At 71.3% G+C, this 22,355-nt stretch carries 19 protein-coding genes and 2 tRNA genes; 5 read left to right on the top strand and 16 right to left on the bottom strand.

The annotated features are described in order from the left end of the window. Window positions 1-13 precede the first annotated feature (13 nt). Window positions 14-433, top strand: coding sequence for a YciI family protein (locus Q7L65_RS14375; RefSeq protein WP_304722147.1), 420 nt, complete (start codon window positions 14-16; stop codon window positions 431-433). Window position 434: 1 nt separating this feature from the next. Next, the gene (locus tag Q7L65_RS14370; RefSeq protein WP_304722146.1) at window positions 435-1,694 is read left to right on the top strand and encodes an RNA polymerase sigma factor; all 1,260 of its coding nucleotides are present in this window, start codon (window positions 435-437) and stop codon (window positions 1,692-1,694) included. An 84-nt stretch (window positions 1,695-1,778) separates the two neighbouring features. Here Q7L65_RS14370 and Q7L65_RS14365 read toward each other — a convergent pair. Beyond that, window positions 1,779-1,850 (bottom strand) — tRNA-Glu (locus tag Q7L65_RS14365). A gap of 63 nt (window positions 1,851-1,913) precedes the next feature. Here Q7L65_RS14365 and Q7L65_RS14360 point away from each other — a divergent pair. Beyond that, window positions 1,914-1,986: transfer RNA gene (locus tag Q7L65_RS14360), tRNA-Lys, on the top strand. Window positions 1,987-2,028: 42 nt separating this feature from the next. Here the strand turns inward: Q7L65_RS14360 and Q7L65_RS14355 are convergent. The 12 genes from Q7L65_RS14355 to purB all read right to left on the bottom strand — a co-directional run bounded on the left by Q7L65_RS14355 (window position 2,029) and on the right by purB (window position 17,542). Then, window positions 2,029-2,430: a winged helix-turn-helix domain-containing protein gene (locus tag Q7L65_RS14355; RefSeq protein ID WP_304722145.1), complete on the bottom strand. Its 402-nt coding sequence runs from the start codon at window positions 2,428-2,430 to the stop codon at window positions 2,029-2,031. 165 nt (window positions 2,431-2,595) lie between these two features. After that, entirely contained in the window at window positions 2,596-5,589 is a 2,994-nt protein-coding gene (locus Q7L65_RS14350; RefSeq protein WP_304722144.1) for an EAL domain-containing protein, read from the bottom strand. 96 nt (window positions 5,590-5,685) lie between these two features. Next, window positions 5,686-6,084, bottom strand: coding sequence for an STAS domain-containing protein (locus Q7L65_RS14345; protein WP_304722143.1), 399 nt, complete (start codon window positions 6,082-6,084; stop codon window positions 5,686-5,688). Between the two features lie 109 nt (window positions 6,085-6,193). Continuing rightward, window positions 6,194-7,798 (bottom strand): bifunctional phosphoribosylaminoimidazolecarboxamide formyltransferase/IMP cyclohydrolase, encoded by a 1,605-nt coding sequence (gene purH, locus Q7L65_RS14340; protein ID WP_304722142.1) that lies wholly within the window; start codon window positions 7,796-7,798, stop codon window positions 6,194-6,196. Window positions 7,799-7,868: 70 nt separating this feature from the next. Then, a complete protein-coding gene (gene purN / locus Q7L65_RS14335; protein WP_304722141.1) occupies window positions 7,869-8,486 on the bottom strand; it encodes a phosphoribosylglycinamide formyltransferase in 618 nt (205 codons plus the stop codon). Further along, window positions 8,483-10,222 carry an ATP-dependent DNA helicase RecQ gene (locus tag Q7L65_RS14330; protein WP_304722139.1) on the bottom strand — a complete coding sequence of 580 codons (1,740 nt, stop codon included), beginning with the start codon at window positions 10,220-10,222 and terminating at the stop codon, window positions 8,483-8,485. Before Q7L65_RS14330 ends, purN begins: the two co-directional genes overlap by 4 nt. Before the next feature lie 36 nt (window positions 10,223-10,258). Beyond that, entirely contained in the window at window positions 10,259-11,707 is a 1,449-nt protein-coding gene (gene purF, locus Q7L65_RS14325) for an amidophosphoribosyltransferase (RefSeq protein ID WP_304722138.1), read from the bottom strand. 109 nt (window positions 11,708-11,816) lie between these two features. Further along, window positions 11,817-14,114, bottom strand: a complete 2,298-nt coding sequence (gene purL, locus Q7L65_RS14320; RefSeq protein WP_304722137.1) for a phosphoribosylformylglycinamidine synthase subunit PurL — start codon at window positions 14,112-14,114, stop codon at window positions 11,817-11,819. Window positions 14,115-14,133: 19 nt separating this feature from the next. After that, window positions 14,134-14,808, bottom strand: coding sequence for a phosphoribosylformylglycinamidine synthase subunit PurQ (gene purQ, locus Q7L65_RS14315; RefSeq protein WP_304722136.1), 675 nt, complete (start codon window positions 14,806-14,808; stop codon window positions 14,134-14,136). A gap of 4 nt (window positions 14,809-14,812) precedes the next feature. After that, window positions 14,813-15,067, bottom strand: a complete 255-nt coding sequence (gene purS / locus Q7L65_RS14310) for a phosphoribosylformylglycinamidine synthase subunit PurS (RefSeq protein ID WP_304722833.1) — start codon at window positions 15,065-15,067, stop codon at window positions 14,813-14,815. Window positions 15,068-15,069: 2 nt separating this feature from the next. After that, window positions 15,070-15,951 (bottom strand): phosphoribosylaminoimidazolesuccinocarboxamide synthase, encoded by an 882-nt coding sequence (locus tag Q7L65_RS14305; protein WP_304722135.1) that lies wholly within the window; start codon window positions 15,949-15,951, stop codon window positions 15,070-15,072. Window positions 15,952-16,264: 313 nt separating this feature from the next. Beyond that, window positions 16,265-17,542: an adenylosuccinate lyase gene (gene purB, locus Q7L65_RS14300; RefSeq protein ID WP_304722134.1), complete on the bottom strand. Its 1,278-nt coding sequence runs from the start codon at window positions 17,540-17,542 to the stop codon at window positions 16,265-16,267. 178 nt (window positions 17,543-17,720) lie between these two features. Between purB and Q7L65_RS14295 the strand changes: the two genes are divergently transcribed. Continuing rightward, window positions 17,721-19,292, top strand: a complete 1,572-nt coding sequence (locus Q7L65_RS14295; protein ID WP_304722133.1) for a hypothetical protein — start codon at window positions 17,721-17,723, stop codon at window positions 19,290-19,292. Between the two features lie 71 nt (window positions 19,293-19,363). Here the strand turns inward: Q7L65_RS14295 and purE are convergent, their stop codons facing one another. The 3 genes from purE to Q7L65_RS14280 are packed head-to-tail and all read right to left on the bottom strand — an operon-like array spanning window position 19,364 to window position 21,448. Beyond that, on the bottom strand, window positions 19,364-19,855 hold the full coding sequence (purE, locus tag Q7L65_RS14290; protein ID WP_304722132.1) for a 5-(carboxyamino)imidazole ribonucleotide mutase: 492 nt from the start codon (window positions 19,853-19,855) through the stop codon (window positions 19,364-19,366). Then, complete coding sequence (gene purD, locus Q7L65_RS14285) at window positions 19,852-21,135, bottom strand: phosphoribosylamine--glycine ligase (protein WP_304722131.1); 1,284 nt, start codon at window positions 21,133-21,135, stop codon at window positions 19,852-19,854. The genes purE and purD overlap by 4 nt, the downstream gene beginning before the upstream one ends. A gap of 31 nt (window positions 21,136-21,166) precedes the next feature. Then, window positions 21,167-21,448 (bottom strand): GYD domain-containing protein, encoded by a 282-nt coding sequence (locus Q7L65_RS14280; RefSeq protein ID WP_304722130.1) that lies wholly within the window; start codon window positions 21,446-21,448, stop codon window positions 21,167-21,169. A 142-nt stretch (window positions 21,449-21,590) separates the two neighbouring features. On the opposite strand from Q7L65_RS14280, the gene Q7L65_RS14275 reads away from it, so the two are divergent. Beyond that, a complete protein-coding gene (locus tag Q7L65_RS14275; RefSeq protein WP_304722129.1) occupies window positions 21,591-22,310 on the top strand; it encodes a hypothetical protein in 720 nt (239 codons plus the stop codon). The last annotated feature ends 45 nt before the right edge of the window (window positions 22,311-22,355 follow it).

The raw sequence follows: 22,355 nt of genomic DNA, 5'->3' as shown, positions 1-22,355 counted from the left end.
CGAGGAGGCAGCAATGCGTTTCATGGTCATGGTCCCCGGTGACGCCGATACAGAGGCCGGCGTGATGCCGAGCACCGATCTGCTGGCAGAGATGACGAAGTACAACGAGGAGCTCGTCAAGGCCGGGGTGATGCTCGCCGGCGACGGCCTGCACCCGACCTCCAAGGGCGCGCGCGTCCGCTTCAACGGCAGAGAGCGGACCGTCATCGACGGCCCCTTCACGGAGTCGAAGGAGATCATCGCCGGCTACTGGATCTGGCAGGTCGGTTCGCTCGAGGAGGCGATCGAGTGGATCAAGCGCGCACCGTTCGACGGCGGCACGCAGATCGAGCTGCGCCAGATCTTCGAGATGGACGACTTCGAGGCGGCGATGACGCCGGAGCTGCGCGCCGCCAACGAGCGCCTCGACCAGCAGATCAACGCGCAGCAGTAGCGTGGGCGCCGCGGCCACCAACCGCGCGATCGACGCCGTCTGGAGGATCGAGTCGGCCCGGCTGATCGCCGGGCTGACGCGCATCGTGCGCGACGTGTCGGTGGCCGAGGACCTCGCGCAGGACGCGCTCGTCGCGGCGCTCGAGCAGTGGCCGCAGGCGGGCATCCCGGACAACCCGGCCGCGTGGCTGATGGCCACCGCCAAGCGCCGCGGGATCGACGCGCTGCGGCGCCGCGTCACGCTCGAGCGCAAGCAGGAGCTGGTCGGGCGCGAGCTGCAGACGCTGCAGCAGCTCGACGCGGCCGACCTCGCCGCGCAGATCGGCGAGGTCGAGGACGACGTGCTGCGCCTGGTCTTCATGACCTGCCATCCGGTGCTGTCGCGGGAGGCGCGCGTCGCGCTGACGCTGCGCCTCGTCGGCGGACTCTCGACGCCCGAGATCGCGCGCGCGTTCCTCGTCTCCGAGGGAACGATCGCGCAGCGGATCGTGCGCGCCAAGCGCACGCTGACCGAGACGCGCGTGCCGTTCGAGGTGCCCGCGCGCGACGAACTCGCCGAGCGCCTGTCCGCGGTGCTGGAGGTGATCTACCTCGTCTTCAACGAGGGCTACGCCGCGACCGCGGGCGAGCGCTGGACGCGGCCGGCGCTGTGCGAGGACGCGCTGCGCCTGGGCCGCATCCTCGCCGGGCTGCTGCCGCGCGAGGCCGAGGTCCAGGGCCTGCTGGCGCTGATCGAACTGCAGGCGTCGCGCCTGCGGGCGCGCGTCGGGGCCGACGGCCAGCCCGTGCTGCTCGCCGACCAGGACCGCGCGCGCTGGGACCGCCTGCTGGTGCAGCGCGGCCTCGCCGCGCTGGAGCGCGCCGAGCAGCTCAGCCAGGCGCTCGGCCCGTACACGCTGCAGGCTGCGATCGCCGCCTGCCACGCGCGCGCCGCCAGCATGGACGCGACCGACTGGCCGCGGATCGTCGCGCTCTACGACGGCCTCGCGGCGCTGACGGGCTCGCCGGTCGTGGAGCTGAACCGCGCAGTCGCCGTGACGATGGCGTTCGGGCCCGAGGCGGGGCTGAAGCTGCTCGACGAGCTGGCGGACGACCCCGCGCTGCGCGGCTACCACCTGCTGCCGAGCGTGCGCGCCGACTTCCTCGTCCGCCTGAACCGCCTGCCCGAGGCGCGCGCCGAACTGCTGCGCGCCGCCGAGCTGTGCGACAACGACCGCGAGCGCGAGCTGCTGCTCGCGCGCGCGGCCGACTGCGTCAGGTGAGATGCTGGCCGCGAGCTCCGCATGCCGGGCGGCTCGGACCTACCCGCCTCCCGGCGGTGCGGGTTGCACCACCGGGAGGATCAGTACCCCCAGGGGGAATCGAACCCCCGCTACCAGCGTGAAAGGCTGGCGTGCTAACCGCTACACCATGGGGGCGTGACGGGGCGCGAGACATTGTAGTTGGCCGCGCCGATCGGCCGAGCCTGGCACCATTGGTGGGCGCGTCTAGCTCATCGGGTTAGAGCACCGGACTTTTAATCCGGCGGGCTGGGTTCGAGTCCCAGGGCGCGCATCCGCTCTGACGCCTGCCCCGTCGGCGGCGCGCCCTGGAAGCTCAGGACGCCAGCTTGACCCCGTTGGCGCCCTCCGGCTCGAGTATGCCCTTGCGCTTCAGCTGCGAGATCGTGGTGTGCACCGTCGGCTTCGCGATGTTCGTGATCTCCGCGACTTCGGCCGCCGAGATGCCCGGGCGCTCGCCGACGAGCTTGAGGATCGCCTCGCGGTTGGCGCCGCGGGGGGCGCGACGCGACTTGCCGCCGGCGTACGGCGCACGACTCGCGGGTGCGGCAGCGCGAGCACGCGGACGCGCGGGCGCGGCGACCGCAACCGGAGCGGCGTAGTCGCCGGAGAGCGCGGCGAGCACGGCTTCGAGCTGATCCTTCTCTTCGATCAGCGGGCGCAGTTCCTTGAGCCGCTTTTCGATGTCACGCTGAATTTGCCCAACGAGATCTGCCATGTACATAACTCCTGATGTGACGAGGGGGAGCCGTAGGCTACCAATAGACGGGGATGTATTGAACCCCTTCGCAGCCCTTCGCCATGAAACGTGGCGTCGGTCCGTTACGAATTTGATTGGTGAGGGAAGGCTGCGCGCCAGGAGAATCCGGCGGACAGAGAACGCTCAAGAACCGACGCAATCGCGCGCGAGCCGCTGCTCCAGGGGAGCGGGGCGCCCGATGTGGAAGCCCTGTGCGTAGTCGACGCCGAGTCTGCGCAGCAGTTCAACTGTCTCGTCATCGCCGACGTACTCGGCGATCGTCTCCTTGCCCATCCCGCGCGCGATCTCCACTGCCGCACGGATCAGCAGTTGATCGGTGGGGCTCGTGGTGCACGAGCGGACGAACTCACCGTCGATCTTGAGGATGTCGAACGGGAGGTGCTTCAAGTAGTAGAACGAGCCGAAGCCGGCACCGAAGTCGTCCAGCGCGAAGCGGCAGCCGAGCTCTGCCAGGCGTGCCGCGAACTCCTGCGCGCGCGGGATGTTGGCGACCGCGGTCGTCTCGGTCACCTCGAGCACGAGGTTGGCGGGATTGACGAGATTGGCCTGCAGCTCACGCTCGATGATCGTCAGCAGGTCCGGATCGCCGGTCGAGCTGCCGGAGATGTTCACCTCGAAGACGAGGTCGCGCCCCGCCCTGTGCTGCTCCCCCATCTGACGGATCGCCCTCGCGACGACCCAGCGATCGATCTCCTGCATCAGGTCGAAGCGCTCGGCGATCGCGATGAACGAAGCGGGCGGGATCACCTCGCCCTGCTCGTCGAGCATCCGCAGCAGCAGCTCGTGCTGACGCACGACGCCGCTGGACAATTCGACGATCGGCTGCGCGTAGAGGGTGAAGCGATCCTCCTCCAGCGCCTCGCGGATCCGCTCCGCCCACGTGATCCGCGTCTTCATCCGCGACGTGTGACGCTCCTGCGTGGAGAAGGTCGCGGAGCGGTCGCGACCGGCCTCCTTCGCGTCGTACATCGCGAGGTCGGCGTTGACCAGGACGTCCTCCGCGCTGAGTCCGTCGCTGCCGCCGAACAGGGCGATCCCGACGCTGGTCGTGATCGGGCGCCGGCGTCCCGCGGTCGTCAGCACCGACTGGGCCCGCACGGACGCGAGGATCGATTCGGCGACCGCCTCCGCCTCCTCCTGCCCGCCCTTGGGCAGCAGCACGGCGAACTCGTCGCCGCCCAGGCGCGCCAGCACGTCGCTGTCGCGCAGCCGCGTGCGCAGCGTCTGCGCGACCTTGACGATCAGCTCGTCACCGACGTTGTGCCCGAGCGTGTCGTTGATGTGCTTGAAGCGGTCGATGTCCAGCACCAGCGCCGCACCCTCGGGCCCGTAGCGCTGCACGTTGACCAGGTGACGATTCAGCTCACGCTCGAACGAGCGGCGATTGAGCAGCCCGGTGAGCGGATCGTGATCTGCCATGTGCTGCAGTTGCGCCTCGTAGCGAACGCGCTCGCTGACGTCCTGAATCTGGCCGAGGAAGTGCAACGGGCTGCCGTCGGCGGCGCGCACCAGCGTCGCGTGGACTGCCACCCACACGACTTGGCCGACGACGTCGACGTAGCGCTTCTCCATCCAGTACGTGCTTTGTTCACCGGAAATGAGACTGTTCATCATATCCGCATCCTTCGCTGTGTCAGCAGGGTGACTCAACTCCGGAAAGCTCATCTCCTCCAGTTCCTCGCGCGTGTAGCCCGTGATCGCGCAGAGTGCGTCGTTGACCTGGATGAAGCCGCCCTCCAGGTCCGACAGCGCCATCCCGATCGGGGCCGCCTCGAAGGCGGTGCGGAAGCGCTGCTCGGCCTGCGCGATCTGCTCGACGCTCTGACGCAGCGCCTCCTCCGCGGCGACGCGCTCGCTGACGTCGCGCACGGTCGCCTGCCCTTCGCGCAGCGCGCCGGTCTCCGGATCGACGATCCGCCGCACACGCGCCTCCGCCCAGACGTAATGACCGTCGCGATGCCGCAGGCGGCTGACGACGGTTATCGTCCCGCCTCTGCCGAGCACCTGCTCGCGCGCGCCGATCAACTCGATACGGTCGTCGGGGTGGGTGAACTCGCGCGGCTGATGCCCGACGATCTCCTCCGGGTCGTAGCCGATCAGCTCTCTGCACGCCGGCGATGCATACGAGACGACACCGTCCTGGTCGAAGACGATGATCGTGTCGGTCGCGTTGTCGGCCAGCAGCCGGTGGCGCTGCTCGGCGACGCGCATCTCCGACTCCGCGCTGTCGCGCTCGCGCATCCGCTCCTCGACGAGGTCGAGCGCGTAGCGCTCGCGCCGCGCCGCCTGCCAGATCAGCAGCCCGAGCGCGATCGTCAGGATCGTGCCGGAGATCAGGATCGTCCAGGCGCCGCCGAAGTCCGGCGCGGGCCGCGCGACGGCGACGACCCAGCGCCGCCCCGCGATCTCGACGCCGTGCTCGTCGGCGTCGGCGGTCGGCAGGCGCGTGCCGGCGATCAGGTCACCGTCGGCGGAGGTGATCTCGTAGCCGATCCCACTCGGTATCAGCGTCGCGATCGCGCGTCGCAGTCTCGCGACCGGGTAGACGCCGATCGAGAAGCCGATCGTCGCGGCCCGGCGAGCGGCGACCGAGTCCAGGGCGACGCCGCCGCGGTAGACCGGCGAGGCCGTCACGATCGCGTCGGAGCTGACGCCCGGCGCTCTGACGAGGTCGGTCGACTGCGTCGTGCCGCTCTCCATCGCGGCACGCAGCGTCGCCGCGTGTGCGAGGTCGCGCCCGAGGTCGTAGCCGCGCGGTGGCCGTGGAGCGGGGTCGGCGAGGTATCTGAGCGGGTAGCGGTCGCCGCCGCCCGGCGCCCGTGCGGCGTACCAGATCGCGTCGACCTGTCCTGCCGACAGGAGTCTCTGCGCGACCGCGTCGAACTGCGCCCGCGACGTCCGCCGCATCGACATCAGCGCAGCGAGATCGGTCAACCGCTGCATGTTCGCGCGCGATACCGCGCCCAGCACCATCGTCACGCGCTCGCTCAGCTCGTGCTGCCGATCGACCGCCGCGGCACGCTCGTGGCGCGACGCCGTCCAGGCGCCCGCCAGCGTGGCGCAGGCGAGCACGATCACGCCCAGCAGGGCGATCGGTATGCGCCGCGCGGGCGGCATCACGCGGCGCTCCGGAAGGAGCTGCGCGCGCGCCGAGAAGACGGTCTGACCGACATCACCCCGTCCCTATCGGCAGGGCGGCGCGATCGCTGTAGCTCAGCCGCGCGGGGCCTGCAGCACCGCGACCGCGGCCGCGCGCGACTCGACGACGGGGAACAGCTCGTCGAGCCCCATCACGTTGAGGATGCGGGCGTTGGACCCGCTCGTGTTGACGACCACCAGGCGCCGGCTCTGCGCCGACAGGCGGCGCGCGGCGCGCAGCAGCACCTGGCAGCCGCTCGCGTCGACGAACGCGCACCCCGACAGGTCGACGACGAGGTCTTGTGTCGGCCCCGCGCCGTCGGTGTGGTCGCGCAGCCGCGTCTTCAGCTCCGGCGCGGTGAACAGGTCCAGCTCGCCGCGCACCGCGAGGACGGCGGTCTGGCCGTCGTCGAGCAGGTCGTCGTCGAGGCCGAACGGCGTCGGCTGCACGTGGCTGTGGCTGGATCGAGTCATACCGGATGACGGGTGGCGCACTGGTGAAACCGAAGCCTGCCCGCGCGCCTCCGGCGGCTGCTTCCTACCCCCGCGTCGGGAGTGGAAAACGACGCCGCGACGGAAGTGCTCAGTGCTTGAAGTGGCGCCGGCTGGTGAAGACCATCGCCACGCCGGCTGCGTCCGCGGCCGCGATCACGTCCGCGTCGCGCACCGAGCCGCCGGGCTGGATGATCGCGGTGACGCCCGCCTCGACGGCGAGCTGGGGTCCGTCCGCAAACGGGAAGAACGCGTCGGAGGCGAGCACGGCGCCGGCGATCGAGCCCTCGCGGGCCTTCTCGACGGCGATCCGGACGGAGTCGACGCGGCTCATCTGGCCCGCGCCGATGCCGACCGAGGCGCTGTCTCTGACGAGCACGATCGCGTTGGAGCGGACGTGCTTGCAGACGCGCCAGGCGAACAGCAGCTCGCTCCACTCGGCGTCCGTCGGCTGACGTCTGGTCGCGACGGTCATCTCAGCGCGCTCCTGCGTGTCGAGGTCGCGATCCTGCACCAGCAGCCCGCCGACGACCTGCTTGAGGTCCGGCTCGGCGAGGTGCAGCGGCAGGTTCTCGTCGTCCTGCAGCACGCGCAGGTTTCTTCTGACGGAGAGGATCTCGAGCGCCTCGTCGGAGTAGCCGGGCGCGAACAGGACCTCGATGAACTGTCTCACGAGCGACTCGGCCAGCTCGCCGTCGACGGGACGGTTGAGACAGACGACGCCGCCGAACGCGGACGTCGGGTCGCACTCGTACGCGCGCGCGTATGCCTCCAGCGGCGTGTCGCCGGTCGCGACGCCGCACGGGTTGTTGTGCTTGACGATCACGCACGACGGCGCGCCGAACTCGCGCACGAGCATGCGCGCGCCGTTGAGGTCGAGCAGGTTGTTGAACGACAGCGGCTTGCCGCCGAGCTGGCGCACGTTGGAGAGCAGGTGCGTCGGCGAGCCGACCTGCGCGTAGTAGGCGGCGCGCTGGTGCGGGTTCTCGCCGTAGGAGAGGTCGGTGACCTTCTCGAAGGCGCGCACGAACAGCTGCGGGAAGTCGTCGTTGCGCTTCTCGGAGAACCAGCGCGTGATCGCCGTGTCGTAGCGGGCGGTGTAGGCGAACGCCTCCGCCGCGAGCGACTCGCGCGTCGTCAGCGACAGCATCCGCTCGCTCGCGCGCAGCTCGTCGAGGATCGCGTCGTAGGACTCCGGCGACACCACGGGCGCCGCGAAGGAGAAGTTCTTCGCCGCCGCGCGGATCATCGTCGGGCCGCCGATGTCGATGTTCTCGATCACCTCGGAGTCGGCGACGCCGCGGCGCGCGACGGTCTGCTCGAACGGGTAGAGGTTGACGCAGACGAGGTCGACCATCTCGACCTCGGCCTCCTGCGCCGCCTCCAGGTGCGAGGTGTCGTCGCGCACGGCCAGCAGGCCCGCGTACAGCTTCGGGTGCAGCGTCTTGACGCGCCCGTCCATGATCTCGGGGAAACCCGTGAAGTCGGTGATCGAGCGGTGCGGGATGCCGGCGTCGGCGAGCGCGCCGGCCGTTCCGCCCGTCGAGACCAGCTCGACGCCGAGGTCGGCGAGGCCGCGCGCGAAGTCGACGATCCCCGTCTTGTCGGAGACCGACAGCAGGGCGCGCCGGATCTCGACCTTGCCGGGGGCGGTCGTCGGCAGGGGCGCGTTGGGAGTCTCTGATCCTTGCGACATCGCGGCCCAGGATAAGGCAACCGGCCGCGCGACGCGGGCCCGGTTATGTCGCCCCGCGCCCGTGCGCCGCTCAGCCGAGCAGCACGCGGCGCGGGTTGTCCGGGTCCAGCGTCACGGCCCCGCGGGCGATCAGGCGGATCGCCTCGGGCAGCAGCTCGTGCTCGATCGCGTGGATCTGCTCGAAGACCTCGTCGGCATCCCGCGCGCGCGGCAGCTCGACCGCGCGCTGCAGGATGATCGGCCCCGTGTCGACGCCCTCGTCGACGAAGTGGACCGTCACCCCGAAGACGCGCACGCCGTGCGCGAGCGCCTGCTCGACCGCTCTCAACCCCGGGAACGCCGGCAGCAGCGCCGGGTGGACGTTGACGACGCCGAGCGGGAAGCGCGCGAGGAACTGCGGGGTCAGCAGCCGCATGTAGCCGGCCAGCGCGACCAGGCGCGCGCCGCGCTCCTGCAGCCAGTCCGCCAGCGCCGTGTCGCGCGCGACGCGGTCGCCGTCGTGGTCGGCGAGCGGGAACGCGGCGGTCGCGACGCCGGCGCGGCGGGCACGCTCCAGCGCGGGCGCGGCGGCGATGTCGGAGCCGACCGCGACGACCTCGATCCCGTCGTGGCAGTGGACCGTGTCGAGGATCGCCTGCAGGTTGGAGCCGGTGCCGGAGGCGAGCACCGCGATCGGGAAGTTGCTCATGCGCGGCCCAAGGTACCGCGCCGCGAGCGCAGCACGCCTCTTGCCACGAGCATGTCGACCCGCTGGAGAACCTGATCGCTGCGCATTTGTGAGAAGGCGCCGTATTGCGGAAGTCCGTCATACGCATGGCGCATGACTGTCTGGGAACGGCTTCCGCGCAGGATCTCTGCGATCTGAGGACGTTGCAGAGCAGGGTCTGCGATGGCGATCAGGGCGAGGATCGCCTCGTCGATGTCGTCATCGTGCCGTTTCGGTGCCGGCCCCGGCGCGATCGCCGGGTCGCAGACGTCGCAGCACGGCACGTCGACGTCGGTGTGCGGCTGCGAGCGGTCGCCGAAGTGGCGCAGCAGCGCCGCGCGACGGCATCTGCGCTGCTCGACGAAGCCCCAGATCGCTCTGTACTGGCGCCAGCGGATTCTCTGCCCCTCGCCCGCGGAGGTGCGGCAGGTCAGCAGCGCTCTGCGGTCCCACGCGCCGACGAGTCTCCCGATCGCGCGGTCCGGCGGCGACGGCGCCGGCTGCACCACGCCCGCGCGCGAGAGGTGGCCGACGATCGCGCGGGCGGCGTCCCTGTCGCAGATGGCGGCGTCGGCGAGCAGCCCCAGCTCGACGTCGTAGCGGCCGTTCTCCGCCGCCTGGCGCACGAGTCTGCGCGCGACCGCGCCGAAGGCCGCGTCCTCGACGGCCGCGCGTTCGATGAAGAAGGTGTGCAGGCCCTTGTCGCGCTGTTCGCTGAACAGCAGGCAGCGAGCCGGCCTGCCGTCGCGCCCGGCGCGCCCGGCCTCCTGGTAGAACTGCTCGATCGACTGCGGCACCGTTGCGTGCACGACCGTTCGCACGTCGGCCTTGTCGACGCCCATCCCGAACGCGTTGGTCGCGACGACGATCGGCGTGTCGCCCGCCATGAAGGCGCGCTGGACGGCCGCGCGGCGCTCGCGCTCCAGGCCCGCGTGGTAGACGGCGACGTCGAGGCCCAGCTCGCGGCCGAGCGACTTCGCCAGCTCCTCGCAGCCGTTGCGCGTGCCGGCGTAGACGATCGCGGGCCGCGACTCGAGGTCGTGCAGGACGGTCGCGATGCGGCGCTGCTTGTCCTCTCTGGAGCGACAGCCGACGACCGCGAAGGAGAGGTTCGGGCGGTCGAACCCGGTCGTCACCCTGACCGGCTCGGCGAGGCCGAGCCGCGCGACGACGTCGTCGGCGACACGCGGCGTGGCGGTCGCCGTCAGCGCCATGATCGCTCTCGCTCTGAGGTAGCGGGCGGCGTCGGCGAGGCGGAAGTAGTCGGGCCGGAAGTCGTGGCCCCACTGCGACACGCAGTGCGCCTCGTCGACGACGAAGAGACCCAGCTGCGCGCGCTGGACGTGGTCGAGGAACCAGCGCGAGGCGAACCGCTCGGGCGCGACGTAGAGCAGCTTCAGGCGACCGGCGGCGGCGCGCTGCAGCACGTCGCGGTTCTCGGCCATGCTCTGCTGCGAGTTCAGCAGCGCGACCGCGTCGGGCGCGATCCGGCGCAGGCTCTCGACCTGGTCCTGCATCAGCGAGACGAGCGGCGAGACGACGATCGTCAGATCCTCGCGCTCCAGCGCCGGCAGCTGGTAGCAGAGCGACTTGCCGGCGCCGGTCGGCATCACGACGAGCGCGTCGCGCCCCTCCAGGGCGGCGCGCACCGCCTCCTCCTGACCGGGGCGGAACGCGTCGAAGCCGAAGTGGCGGCGCAGCGCTCCGCGCGGGTCCATCGCCGTGCCGCCGCGCCGCCGCCGCCGTGCCCGCGCCTAAGCGCGGACGAGCGGCAGGCCGTGCTCGAAGGCGTGCTTGTCCTGCTCGTTGGGCGTGTGGTCGAGCGGGTACTCGCCGCTGAAGCAGGCGTCGCAGTGCGTCTCGCGCGTGGCGCCGACGGCCTCGTAGACGCCGTCGAGCGAGAGGTAGTGCAGCGAGTCGGCGCCCAGCTCCTCGGCGATCTCCTCCTCGGTGTCGCGCCCGTGCGCGATCATCTCCTCGCGCGTCGACATGTCGATGCCGTAGTAACAGGGGTTGCGGATCGCGGGCGCGGTGATGCGGAGGTGGACCTCCTTGGCGCCGGCGTCGCGCAGCATCTGCACGATCTGCCGCGTCGTGTTGCCGCGCACGATCGAGTCGTCGACGACGACGAGTCGCTGGCCGGCGACGATCTCCGGCATCGGGTTGAACTTCAGTCTGAGGCCGTGCTTGCGCAGCTCCTGCCCCGGCTGGATGAACGTGCGCGCGACGTAGCGGTTCTTGACGAAGCCGTCGTCCTGCGGGATGCCGCTGGCGCGCGAGAAGCCGCGCGCGGCGGGCGTGCCGGAATCCGGCACCGCGATCACGAGGTCGGCCTCGACCGGCGACTCCCGCGCGAGCAGCTCGCCCATCCGGCCGCGCGCCGCCTGCAGCGTCGTGCCGGCCATGCGCGAGTCGGGGCGGGCGAAGTAGATGTACTCGAAGACGCACGACGCGAGCCGCTCGCCCTCGACCGCCATCTGCGTCGAGATGCCGCCGCCGTCGATCGTCACGACCTCGCCGGGCTGGACCTCGCGCAGCAGTCTCGCGCCGATGATGTCCAGCGCGCACGACTCGCTCGCGACGCAGTAGCGCTCGCCGATCATGCCGAGCACGAGCGGGCGCAGCGCATGCGGGTCGCGGAACGCGACGAGCTTCTCGCTCGTCATCACGACCGTCGAGAAGGCGCCTCTGAGCCGCGGCAGCACGTCCGCGACGGCGTCCTCGAGCTTCTCCGCGGGATGCGTCGAGAGCAGCGCCGCGATGATCTCAGAGTCAGACGTCGAGCGGAAGCCGACGCCCTGCTCGCGCAACTCGTTGTGCAGCTCGACGGCGTTGATCAGGTTGCCGTTGTGCGCCAGCGCCAGCTCGCGGTGGTCGGAGCGGTAGACCGGCTGCGCGTTCTCCCATGCCGACGATCCCGTCGTCGAGTAGCGCACGTGGCCGAGCGCGAGGTCGCCGGGCAGCGAGCGCAGCTTCTGCTCGTCGAACACCTGCGAGACCAAGCCGAGGTCGCGCAGCGTCATGATGTTGCCGCCGACGTCGGTCGTCGCTATGCCAGCCGACTCCTGACCGCGGTGCTGCAGTGCGTAGAGCGCGAAGTACGAGAGCCGTGCGACGTCGTGTCCGGGAGCGTAGATCCCGAACACACCGCATTCGTCGCGCGGTCCGTCGCGGTCGTCCGTGTCCGTCAGGTCATCGGTCATGAGGAGGGTGGGCCGTCCTCCGGCATCGGGGTGGCGACAGACGTACGGCAGCCGCTGAGAGGTCTGAGGGTAGCAACGCGCACGGCCGTCGCCTGACGCATCAGCCGCATCAGTCGTCCAGTCGCGTCGCGTCGTCCAGCAGGTCGGCGAGCCCGCGCGTGCGGGGTGCGCGCAGCTCGTCCAGCGGCCAGCGCAGCGTGCCGTCGGCGTGCTCGATCGCGAGCGCGTCGCCGCCGACCTCGCCGACGACTCTGACCGCGATCGCGGCGCCCTGCGGCGCGCTCAGGTCCTCCAGCAGCTCACGCGGGCCGGAGATCACGAACGTGCCGGGGCCCTCGCCGAACAGCTGCTCGTCGAGCGGCTTGCCCTGGCAGGTCGTGCCGCCGACCTCGCGCAGGTCGATCGTCGCGCCGAGCCCGCCGGCCAGCGCCGCCTCGCTGAGCGCGACCGCGAGGCCGCCCTCGGCAACGTCGTGGGCGCTGCGCACGTCGCCGCGGCGGACCGCGTCCCGGACCAGCTCGATCGCGGCGCGCAGCGCCGCGGGATCCTGCTCGGGCAGGCCGTCGGGCAGCGCGTCACCGCGCAGCTTCGCCAGCTCCGACGCGGGCAGCGACGGCGACGCGGCGCGCACGACGGCGATCGCGTCGCCGGGCTGTGCGAAGCCGAGCCGGCCGGCGCGCGCGGCCTCGGGCAGTCTGCCGACCATGCCGACGACGGGCGTCGGGTAGATCGGGCCGCCGCCGCTCTCGTTGTAGAGCGAGACGTTGCCGCCGACGACGGGCGTGTCGAGCGCGCGGCAGGCGTCCGCCATCCCGCGCACGGACTCCGTCAGCTGCCACGCGACGTGCGGCTTCTCGGGGTTGCCGAAGTTGAGGCAGTTGGTCAGGCCGAGCGGCTCGGCGCCGACGCAGGCGAGGTTCGACGCGCACTCGAAGACGGCCTCGACCGTGCCGCGGTACGGGTCGGCCGCGACGCGCCGGCCGGAGCCGTCGATCGAGACCGCGATCGCGGCGCCGTCGGGCAGCAGCAGGACGGCCGCGTCGGCCTCCTCGGGCCGCCGCACGGTGCGCGACTGCACGATCCAGTCGTACTGCTCGAAGACGGGCAGGCGCGAGGCGATGTTGGCGCTGCCCAGCAGCGCCGGCAGGATCTTCGCCGGGTCCGTCGCGGCGTCGCCGTCGAGCACACGCGGCGGCGCGGGATAGATCGGCTCGCTCGGCTTCGCCGGCTCGAGGTCGTAGAGCGGGCAGTCGTCGACCAGCGCCGGCACCGGCATGTCGCCGACGACGAGGCCGTTCTGCAGCACGCGCAGATGGCCGGAGTCGGTCACCTCGCCGATCGCGGTCGCGGTCGTCTCCCACTTCGCGCAGACGGCCAGCACCTCGTCGACGCGATGCGGCTCGACGACGCACAGCATCCGCTCCTGCGACTCCGAGACCATGATCTCGAACGGCTCCATGCCGGGCTCGCGCAGCGGCACGCGGTCGACGTGGATGTCGAGCCCGAGGCCGCCCTTGGACGCCATCTCCGAGGAGGACGAGGTGAGGCCGGCGGCGCCGAGGTCCTGCAGCGAGACGAGCAGCTCCAGGTCCAGCAGCTCCAGCGAGCACTCCAGCAGCTTCTTCTCGGCGAACGGGTCGCCGATCTGGACGGTCGGGCGCTTGGACGCGTCGTCCTCGCCCAGCTCGGCGGAGGCGAGCACGGAGGCGCCGCCGATGCCGTCGCGGCCGGTCAGCGCGCCGAACAGGATCAGCGTGTTGCCGGGGCCGGTCGCCGCGGCGCGCGTGAGGCGGTCGTGCGGGGCGATCCCGAGCGCCATCGCGTTGACGAGGCAGTTCTGCTCGTAGGCCGGCTCGAAGTAGATCTCGCCGCCGACGGTCGGCACGCCGATCGAGTTGCCGTAGTGGCCGATGCCGCCGACGGCGTGCTCCAGCAGGTAGCGCGAGCGCTGATTCCTGTCCCCTTCCCCGCCCAGCTCGCCGAAGCGCAGCGAGTCGAGCACGGCGATCGGCCGCGCGCCGACGGCGAAGATGTCGCGCAGGATCCCGCCGACGCCGGTCGCGGCGCCCTGGAACGGCTCGACGGCGCTGGGGTGGTTGTGCGACTCGACCTTGAAGGCGATCGCGAGGCCGTCGCCGACGTCGACGGCACCGGCGTTCTCGCCCGGGCCCATCAGCAGGTACGGGCCCTCGGTCGGCAGCTGGCCGAGCAGTCTCTTGGAGTGCTTGTAGGCGCAGTGCTCGGACCACATCAGCGAGAACATCGACAGCTCGACGGCGTTCGGCTCGCGGCCGAGCTTGGCGACGATCAGGTCGTACTCGGTGTCGGTCAGCCCGAGCGCGCGATGGTGCTGCGCGTCGCGAGTTCCACGGCCGCGCTCTTCGTCCCGCTCCTGCGGGGAACTCACGGGGGTCGCTTGTCTCAGCTCAGACATGGGCGGCGGCGAGGGAGTCGCGGATGGAGGCGAACAGCTTGAGGCCGTCGGTCGAGCCGGTCAGCGGGTCGACCGCGTGCTCGGGGTGCGGCATCAGGCCGAAGACGTTGCCGGCCTCGTTGCAGACGCCGGCGACGTCGGCGAGCGAGCCGTTGAAGTTCTGGCCGGGCGCGTAGCGCAGCAGCACCTGGCCGTTGGCCTCGACCTGCTCGTGCAGCGCCGGCGGCGCGTACCAGCAGCCGGTCGTGTGCTTGGCGGGGATCGACAGCAGCTCGCCCGTGGCGGCGGCGTTGGTGAACGGCGTGTCGTCGCGCTCGACGACGAGGTCGACCTGGCGGCAGACGAACCGCAGCGTCTTGTTCGGCAGCAGCGCGCCGGGCAGCAGGCCGGCCTCGCAGAGGATCTGGAAGCCGTTGCAGATGCCGAGCACCGGGCCGCCCTGCTTGGCGAAGTCGATCACCGACTCCATCAGCGGGGAGAAGCGGGCGATCGCGCCGACGCGCAGGTAGTCGCCGTAGGAGAAGCCGCCGGGCACGACGATCGCGTCGACGCCCTTCAGGTCGCGGTCGCCGTGCCAGAGGATCTCGGCGTTGGCGACGCGCTCGCAGGCGAGCTGCGCGTCGACCTCGTCGCAGGTGCCGGGGAAGCGCAGGATGCCGAACTTCACGGCGTCACCCGGCGGCGGGCGCGGCAGCGCCCGCGGCCGCGCCGTCGATCGAGACGACTTCGTAGTCCTCGATCAGCGGGTTCACGAGCAGCTTGTCGCACATCGCGGGCAGCTGCGCGGGATCGTCGACCTCCAGCTCGATCAGGCGGCCGACGTGGACCTGCGAGACGCCGGCGAAGCCGAGCGCGGGCAGCGCCCGCTCGACCGCCTGACCCTGCGGGTCCAGGATTCCGGCCTTCGGCCGCACGAGCACGCGCATCTTCACGGGTTGGTCCTCTCCAGCCAGGCGTCGAACGACTCGCCGGTGATCAGCTCGTACGCCTCGAGGTATCTCACGCGCGTCTTGTCGACGACCTCGGCCGGGATCTCCGGCGCGGGCGGCGTCTTGTCCCAGCCGCTGCCGGCGGCCCAGTCGCGCACGATCTGCTTGTCGAAGCTCGGTTGGCCGTGACCGGTCGCGTAGCCCTCGACGGGCCAGAAGCGCGAGGAGTCGGGCGTCAGCACCTCGTCGCCGAGCGTCAGCGTGCCGTCGGCGGCGTTGCCGAGCTCGAACTTCGTGTCGGCGAGGATGATCCCGCGCTCGCGCGCGTGCTCGGCCGCCTTCGCGTACAGCTCGATCGAGACGTCGCGGACGCGCTCGGCGAGCGCGCGGTCGTCGCCCAGCAGCGCGACGGTCTGCTCGAAGTCGATCGCCTCGTCGTGGCCGACCTCGGCCTTCGTGCTCGGCGTGTAGAGCGGCTGCGGCAGCTGCTCGGACTCCGCCAGGCCGGCGGGCAGCTCCAGACCGGAGACCTTGCCGGTGGACTTGTAGTCCTTCCAGCCCGAGCCGGTGATGTAGCCGCGCACGACGCACTCGATCGGCAGCATGCTGAGCTTCTGCACGACCAGCGCCCGGCCCCGGACCTCGTCCGGAACGCCGTCGGTGGCGGAGATGTAGTGGTTCGGGACGATCGAGCCGAGGCGCTCGAACCAGAACACGGAGAGGGCGGTCAAGACCTTGCCCTTGTCCGGGATCGTGTTCGGGTGGACGACGTCGTACGTCGAGATTCGGTCCGAGGCGACGAGCAGCAGGGTGTCGCCGAGATCGTAGATCTCACGGACCTTGCCTCTTGCGATGAGGGGCAACTCAGAGAGGGCGGTCACGTGGCCCGATGCTAGCAGCGAGATCCGACGCACGGCGGGCCGGGCGCGGCATCCGCCGCCCCGCCGACTCCCCAGCCGAGGGCGCTTTCGAGCTGGCCACGCGGCCACAGTTGAAGCTCGCCAGGCGGGCCGCCCGGCCATGGAGGGCACCCCCGTCGGTGTCGAAGACTGCGGCTCCCGTCACAACCTTCCGGCCGCGCGATGGCCGGCGCCTCGATCCTCTGACCGACCCGCCACCGACGGCTTCGCGACCCCCATCTGCCCGCCGTGGACGCATCGTCGTCCGCGGCGGGCACCCAGTGGTGACGCGTCCTCAGGCGATCTCGTCCAGCCGCGCGATCAGCTCGTCGGCGTAGCGGGCGTAGTGGCCGTAGTCGAAGATCACGTCGAGGTCGAGACCTGCCGCCTCCGACTCCTCGGCGATCAGCTGGCGCAGCGGTGTGCGCGTGTCCCAGGCCTGCTGGGCCGTGCGCTGGACGATCCGGTAGGCGTCGTCGCGGACCATCCCGGCCTGCTCGATCAGCGCCAGCAGCAGGCGCTGGGAGAAGAGCGCGCCGGAGGTGATCTCGAGGTTGTCGAGCATCCGCTGCTCGTGCACGACGAGGCCGTCGATCACGGCGGTCAGGCGCGCCTGCAGGTAGTCGAGCAGGATCGTCGAGTCGGGCAGGATCACGCGCTCCACGGACGAGTGCGAGATGTCGCGCTCGTGCCACAGCGCGACGTCCTCGACGGCCGCCTGGGCGTTGCCGCGCAGCACCCGCGCGAGGCCCGTGATCTGCTCCGTCTTGATCGGGTTTCTCTTGTGCGGCATCGCCGAGGAGCCCTTCTGGCCCTTGCGAAACGGCTCCTCCGCCTCGCGCACCTCGGTCCGCTGCAGATGGCGGATCTCGGTCGCCAGCCGCTCCATGCCGGCGCCCGCGAGCGCGATCGCCTGCAGCAGCTCGGCGTGGCGGTCGCGCGCGACGACCTGCGTCGAGATCGGCTCGCGGCCGAGCCCGAGCGACCCCAGCACGCGCTCCTCGAACTGCGGCGAGGTCGCGGCATACGTGCCGACCGCGCCCGACAGCGCGCCGACGGCGACCTGCTCGAACGCGCGCTCCAGCCGCTGCGCGTTGCGGTGCGCCTCGAACGCGAAGCCGGCGAGCTTGATCCCGAACGTCGTCGGCTCGGCGTGGACGCCGTGCGTGCGGCCGACCGTCATCGTCGCGCGATGCTCGCGCGCGCGCCGCGCCAAGACCTCGACGAGCCGGTGCGCTCCCGGCACGATCACCTCGCCGGCGCGCTTCAGCTGCAACGCCAGCGCGGTGTCGAGCACGTCGGAGGAGGTCAGCCCGTAGTGGATCCAGCGCCCGGCCTGACCGGCCGACTCCGACAGCACGTCGACGAACGCGGCGACGTCGTGGTCGGTCGTGCGCTCGCGCTCGTCGACCGCCGCGACGGTGAACGTCGCCGCGCGGATCGCCTCCAGCTCCTGCGCCGTCGGCCCCTCCATCGCCTCGCACGCCGCCACCTCGACGTCGCGCCAGGCGGTCATGCGGGCTTCGTCGGTCCAGAGGGCGCCCAGCTCGGGGCGGGTGTAGCGAGCGATCATGGCCTCGATGATCGCAAGCCCCCGCGATCGGCAGCGGCTTGGCGCGTAGGCGCGCACTGCACCACTCCCCGGTGAGACCGACGCGCGACCGATCCGACACTGCGCACGGAGAACGCCGCGCCTACGCTGCGATTCGAGTTCGACCCCCACGGCCGATGAGGAAGGCAAGGAGCCCGGGATGCGGAAGTTTGGGGCGCTCGCTGCGACAGCCGCGTGCGCGATTCTGATCGGCGCGGCACCGGCCGCGGCCGGCATCTGGAGCGAGGTGCCGACCGGCACCTCCAGCGCCATCACCGCGATCGAATACCAGAGCGACGCGCGCCTCTGGTTCACGACCGCCAGCGGCGAGATCTGGCGCCGCAGAGCGGACCTGAGCGGGTTCGAGAGAGTCTACGCGGGCGGGGTCCCGCTGAACGACGTCGAGTTTCAGCAGGGCGGCAGCGTCGGCCTCGCGGTCGGCGTCGGCGGGACGGTCGTGCGCTCGACCGACGGCGGCGGGACGTGGGCGAGAGTGACCGGCATCCCGGTCTCCAACGTCGGCGACGGCTCTGCCAACCAGTGCACGATCAGCGAGAGACTCGGTGACGTGAACTTCGTCCGCTTCGCCGGCCCGACGCGCGTCTGGATCGGCGGCCCGGAGCGGCAGATCGCCACCTCGCAGACGGGTGACCCGGCGACCGTCGGCGCGACCGGCACGTGGATCGACGCCAACCGCAAGGTGCCGCCGGTCGCCAGAGACAACTGCTGGATCGAGCAGAAGACCGGCTTCGCCGACATGTTCGCGGCGAGCCCCGACGTCTTCTACCTGCAGGTCCCGTTCTGGGACACGATGGTCTTCTCGACCGACGACCTCAGAAGCGAGCCGACCGGGACCGCCGTCGGCGGCGCCAACGGCATGACGCTCGCGGGCGTGCTGGCCGGCGACCCGGCCAGCCCGAACCGGATGTGGTCGGTGACACCGTCGCCGTACGGCAACTCGACCGCCCAGTACACCGAGGACGCCTGGGCCTCCTCGCAGTGGTTCCACCTGGCCGACGACGGCGTCCACGGCTGGCCGGGCGTCGGGCCGTTCGACGTCGCCTACAACGGCGGCACCGTGCTCGCGGTCGGCAACAGCGGCTTCGTGATCCAGTCGACCAACGGCCGTGACTTCGAGTGGAACGGCGCCGACGGCGCGCTCGCCGCCAACGACTGGCGCGCGGTCGGGCTGGCCAGCGGCACGCAGGCGGCGATCGGCGGCGCGAGCGGCAAGCTGATGCTGACGACGAGCGCGAACGTGCTGCCGAGCAGCCTCGTGCCGCCGAGAGTCGATCCGCCGGTGGTGGTGCCGCCGGTCGTGACGCCGCCCGTGATCCCGATCGCGCCGCCCGTCAGAAGAGCGGTCGTCACGCCGAGAGGCGGCGACGCGACGCCCCCGCCGAACGTCTCCGGCGGCTCGACGACACAGACGACCGGCGGCGCGAGACTGACGCTGTGGAAGAGAATCGCGCTCAGCAGAGGGCGCTACGTGCCGGTGCGGATCTCCGCGAGAACGCCGCGCCGCTTCGTGATCGAGATCCGCAGAAGCAGAAGACCGCGCACGCGGATCGCGATGGCGAAGGCGAGACTCGGCAGAAACGGCAGAAAGCTCGTCAAGGTCCCGCTGCGCGCGGACACGAGAACCGGCACCTACCGCGTCGTCGTGCGCGTCTACCAGGGCAGAAGAGCGATCGGCAGACGCCTCAGCGTCGCGATCGTCGTGACGAGATAGCGACGCTGTGAGAGCACCGAAGGATTGACGCCCGCAGAGGGCGCCGATCCTTCGGTCCTCACGTCGGGGCGCTACGCCGCGAGGATGCGCGCAGCCAGGACGGCCGCGTTGCGGGGGTTGTCGACGCCGACGCAGGCGACCGGGACGCCGGGCGGCATCTGGGCGATCGCGAGCAGCGCGTCGAGGCCGCCGCCGACCGACGTCTTGCTCGTCAGCGGCACGCCGATCACGGGCAGCTCGGTGTGCGCCGCGACCGCGCCGGGCAGCGCCGCGGCGAGGCCGGCGCCGGCGATCAGGACCTTGATCCCGCGCGACTGCGCCGTCTTGGAGTACTCCGCGACGGTGTCCGGGTTGCGGTGCGCCGACATCACCTGGATCTCGTTCGGGATCCCGCGTCTGTTCAGCTCGGCCGCGGCCTTTTCCATCATCGGCAGGTCGCTCTCGGAGCCCATCACGATGCCGACGAGGATCCCGTCGACCTTCAGCTCCTGTTCGAGCGCGGCGACGGTATCGGCGGTCTCGACCGTCTCGGTCTCACGGATGGGCGACAGCTCGTCGGTCATGCGGGGCTCTCAGTCTGTCTGACGGCACGCAGCGCGATGTCCCGTCGCAACTGGCTGCCGTCGAATTCGATCAGGTCAGCGGCAGCATAGGCCGCCGCTCGCGCCTGCGCCGCGTCGGCGCCCAGCGCAGTCACGTTCAATACCCGGCCGCCGGCCGTCACGATCGCGCCGTCGTCGTCGCGTCGGCGCGTGCCGGCGTGGGTCACCTCGACCCCGTCGGCGACCGTGTCGAGCCCGCCGATCGCGTCGCCGGTGCGCGGCGACTCGGGATAGCCGGCGCTCGCGAGCACGAGCGTGACGGCCCAGTCGGGCGCGAACTCCAGCGCGGCGCCGTCGAGGCCGCCCGGCTCGCTGGCGCGCGTCAGCAGCTCCAGCAGGTCGCTGCGCAGCCGCGGCAGCACCGCCTGCGTCTCGGGATCGCCGAAGCGGGTGTTGTACTCGAGCACTCTGACGCCGTCGGGCGTCATCATCAGACCCGCGTAGAGGACGCCGTGGAACGGCGTGCCGCGGCGCGCCAGCTCGTCGACGATCGGCTGGTGGACCTGGGCCGTCAGCTCGCGCACGTAGGCGTCGTCGAAGCCGGGGACGGGCGAGTAGGAGCCCATCCCGCCGGTGTTGGGGCCCTCGTCGCCGTCGAAGATCCGCTTGTAGTCCTGCGCCGGCGCCATCGGGATCGCGCGCTCGCCGTCGCACAGCGCCAGCAGCGACAGCTCTTCGCCGACGAGGTGCTCCTCGACGACGACCTGCTCGGTGCCGTGACGGTGCTCGACGAGGAAGGCGTGCAGCGCGTCGCGCGCCTCCTGCTCGCTCTCGGCGATGATCACGCCCTTGCCGGCCGCCAGGCCGTCGGCCTTCACGACGACCGGATAGCGCGTGATCGCCGCGAGCCCGTCGTCGACGGTTCTGACGACCGTGTGCGCGGCCGTCGGCACGCCGGCCGCCTCCATGACCTCCTTCGAGAAAGCCTTCGAGCCCTCCAGTCTCGCCCCCGCTGCGCGCGGGCCGAAGGCGGCGATGCCGGCCTCGGCGAGCGCGTCGACGACGCCGTCGACCAGCGGCGCCTCCGGGCCGACGACGACGAGGTCGACCTGCTCCGCCTGCGCGGCGGCGACGAGGCCGGGCACGTCGCCGACGCCGACGCCGAGCAGCCGCGCGTCGGCGGCGATGCCGGCGTTGCCGGGGGCGCACAGCACTTCAGGCGCCTGCGGCGAGCGCTTCAGCGCACGCACGATCGCGTGCTCGCGCCCACCGGCGCCGATGACGAGGACCTTCTTGGGCAAAGGACTGCTTTCGTTTCTGCGGTTCTGCGGTCTAGAGCGCGGAGATGAAGTCGTCGATCGGTATCGCGCTCAACGTCTCGTATTGGACGGTGCCGCGCGAGCCGAGCTCGAGCGAGACGCGCGCGATCGTCTTCTCGTCCGGCGCCTCGACGACGTTGATGAAGTCGAAGCGGCCGAGCGTCGCCCACTGCGCCAGCACTCTGGCGCCGAGCTGCTCGACCTCCCTGTTGATCTCGCGGATCCGCTGGGGGTTGTTCTTGATCGTCTGCGTGCCCTCAGGCGTGAGCTTCGAGAGCATGACGTACGTCGGCATGGCTTCCTCCCGTCGGGTGTCGAGTCCAGGTCCGGCTACCGTCTCGTCCCTGGGTTCTATCCAACCAAGCGCCTCGACGCCACTGCGCCGTCCACCGCATCGACGGAGCCCGTGGCGCGTTTACGCGATGATGATGCCTGCCATGTCCGTCAGCCGCCTGCATCCCGTCCGCCTCGGCGCGCTCGCGTGCGCGGCCGCGGCGCTCGCTGCTGGCGGCGCCGCCGCCACCGCATCCAGCGCCGTCGCGAAGGCGACGATCGCGCTCAATCCCGGCTGCTACCTCAGCAGTCAGCCGGGCCAACTGCTCGGAACCGGCTTCAAGCCGGACGCGACGTGGACGGCGAAGCTGTCCGGCACGCGCGACATCGGCAGCGGCAGAACCGACGCCAGAGGCCGCATCCGCGCGAGGTTCACCGCGCCGGCGTACAGAGGCACGCGGGGCACGCGCGAGATGACGTTGTCGGTCACCGACGGCCCCAACGTCGCCAGCACGACCTTCCTGATGACCCCCCTGTCCGCGAGCTTCGCACCCCAGTCCGGCAACCCGGCGACGTTGCGCGTCAGCTGGCGGGTGCTCGGGATGGGCGCAAAGCGCGGCGTCTACGTCCACTACGTCCGCCCCAACGGCAAGCTGCGGCGGACGCTGCGGATCGGCACGACCGACTCCGTCTGCGGCGCGTTGAAGACCGGCAAGATCGCGCTGTTCCCGTTCAGATACGAGTTCGGCCGCTGGACCTTCCAGGTCGACACGAGCTTCAGATACGCGCCGACGACGAAGCCGCGCGTGTCGATCGGCTTCGAGGTCAGACGACCGGCCGCGAGAAGAAGAGCGACCAGAAGAAGAGCGTCGAGCAGAGGCTGAGCGACGGCGGCGCTGTGCGGCGCGCACGCGCCGAAGCGGCGCGTC

Source organism: Conexibacter sp. CPCC 206217, assembly GCF_030646165.1.
Classification (GTDB): Bacteria; Actinomycetota; Thermoleophilia; order Solirubrobacterales; family Solirubrobacteraceae; genus Conexibacter.
The sequence above is the reverse complement of the archived record's forward strand: the minus strand, read 5'-3'. Positions and strand labels throughout refer to the sequence as shown.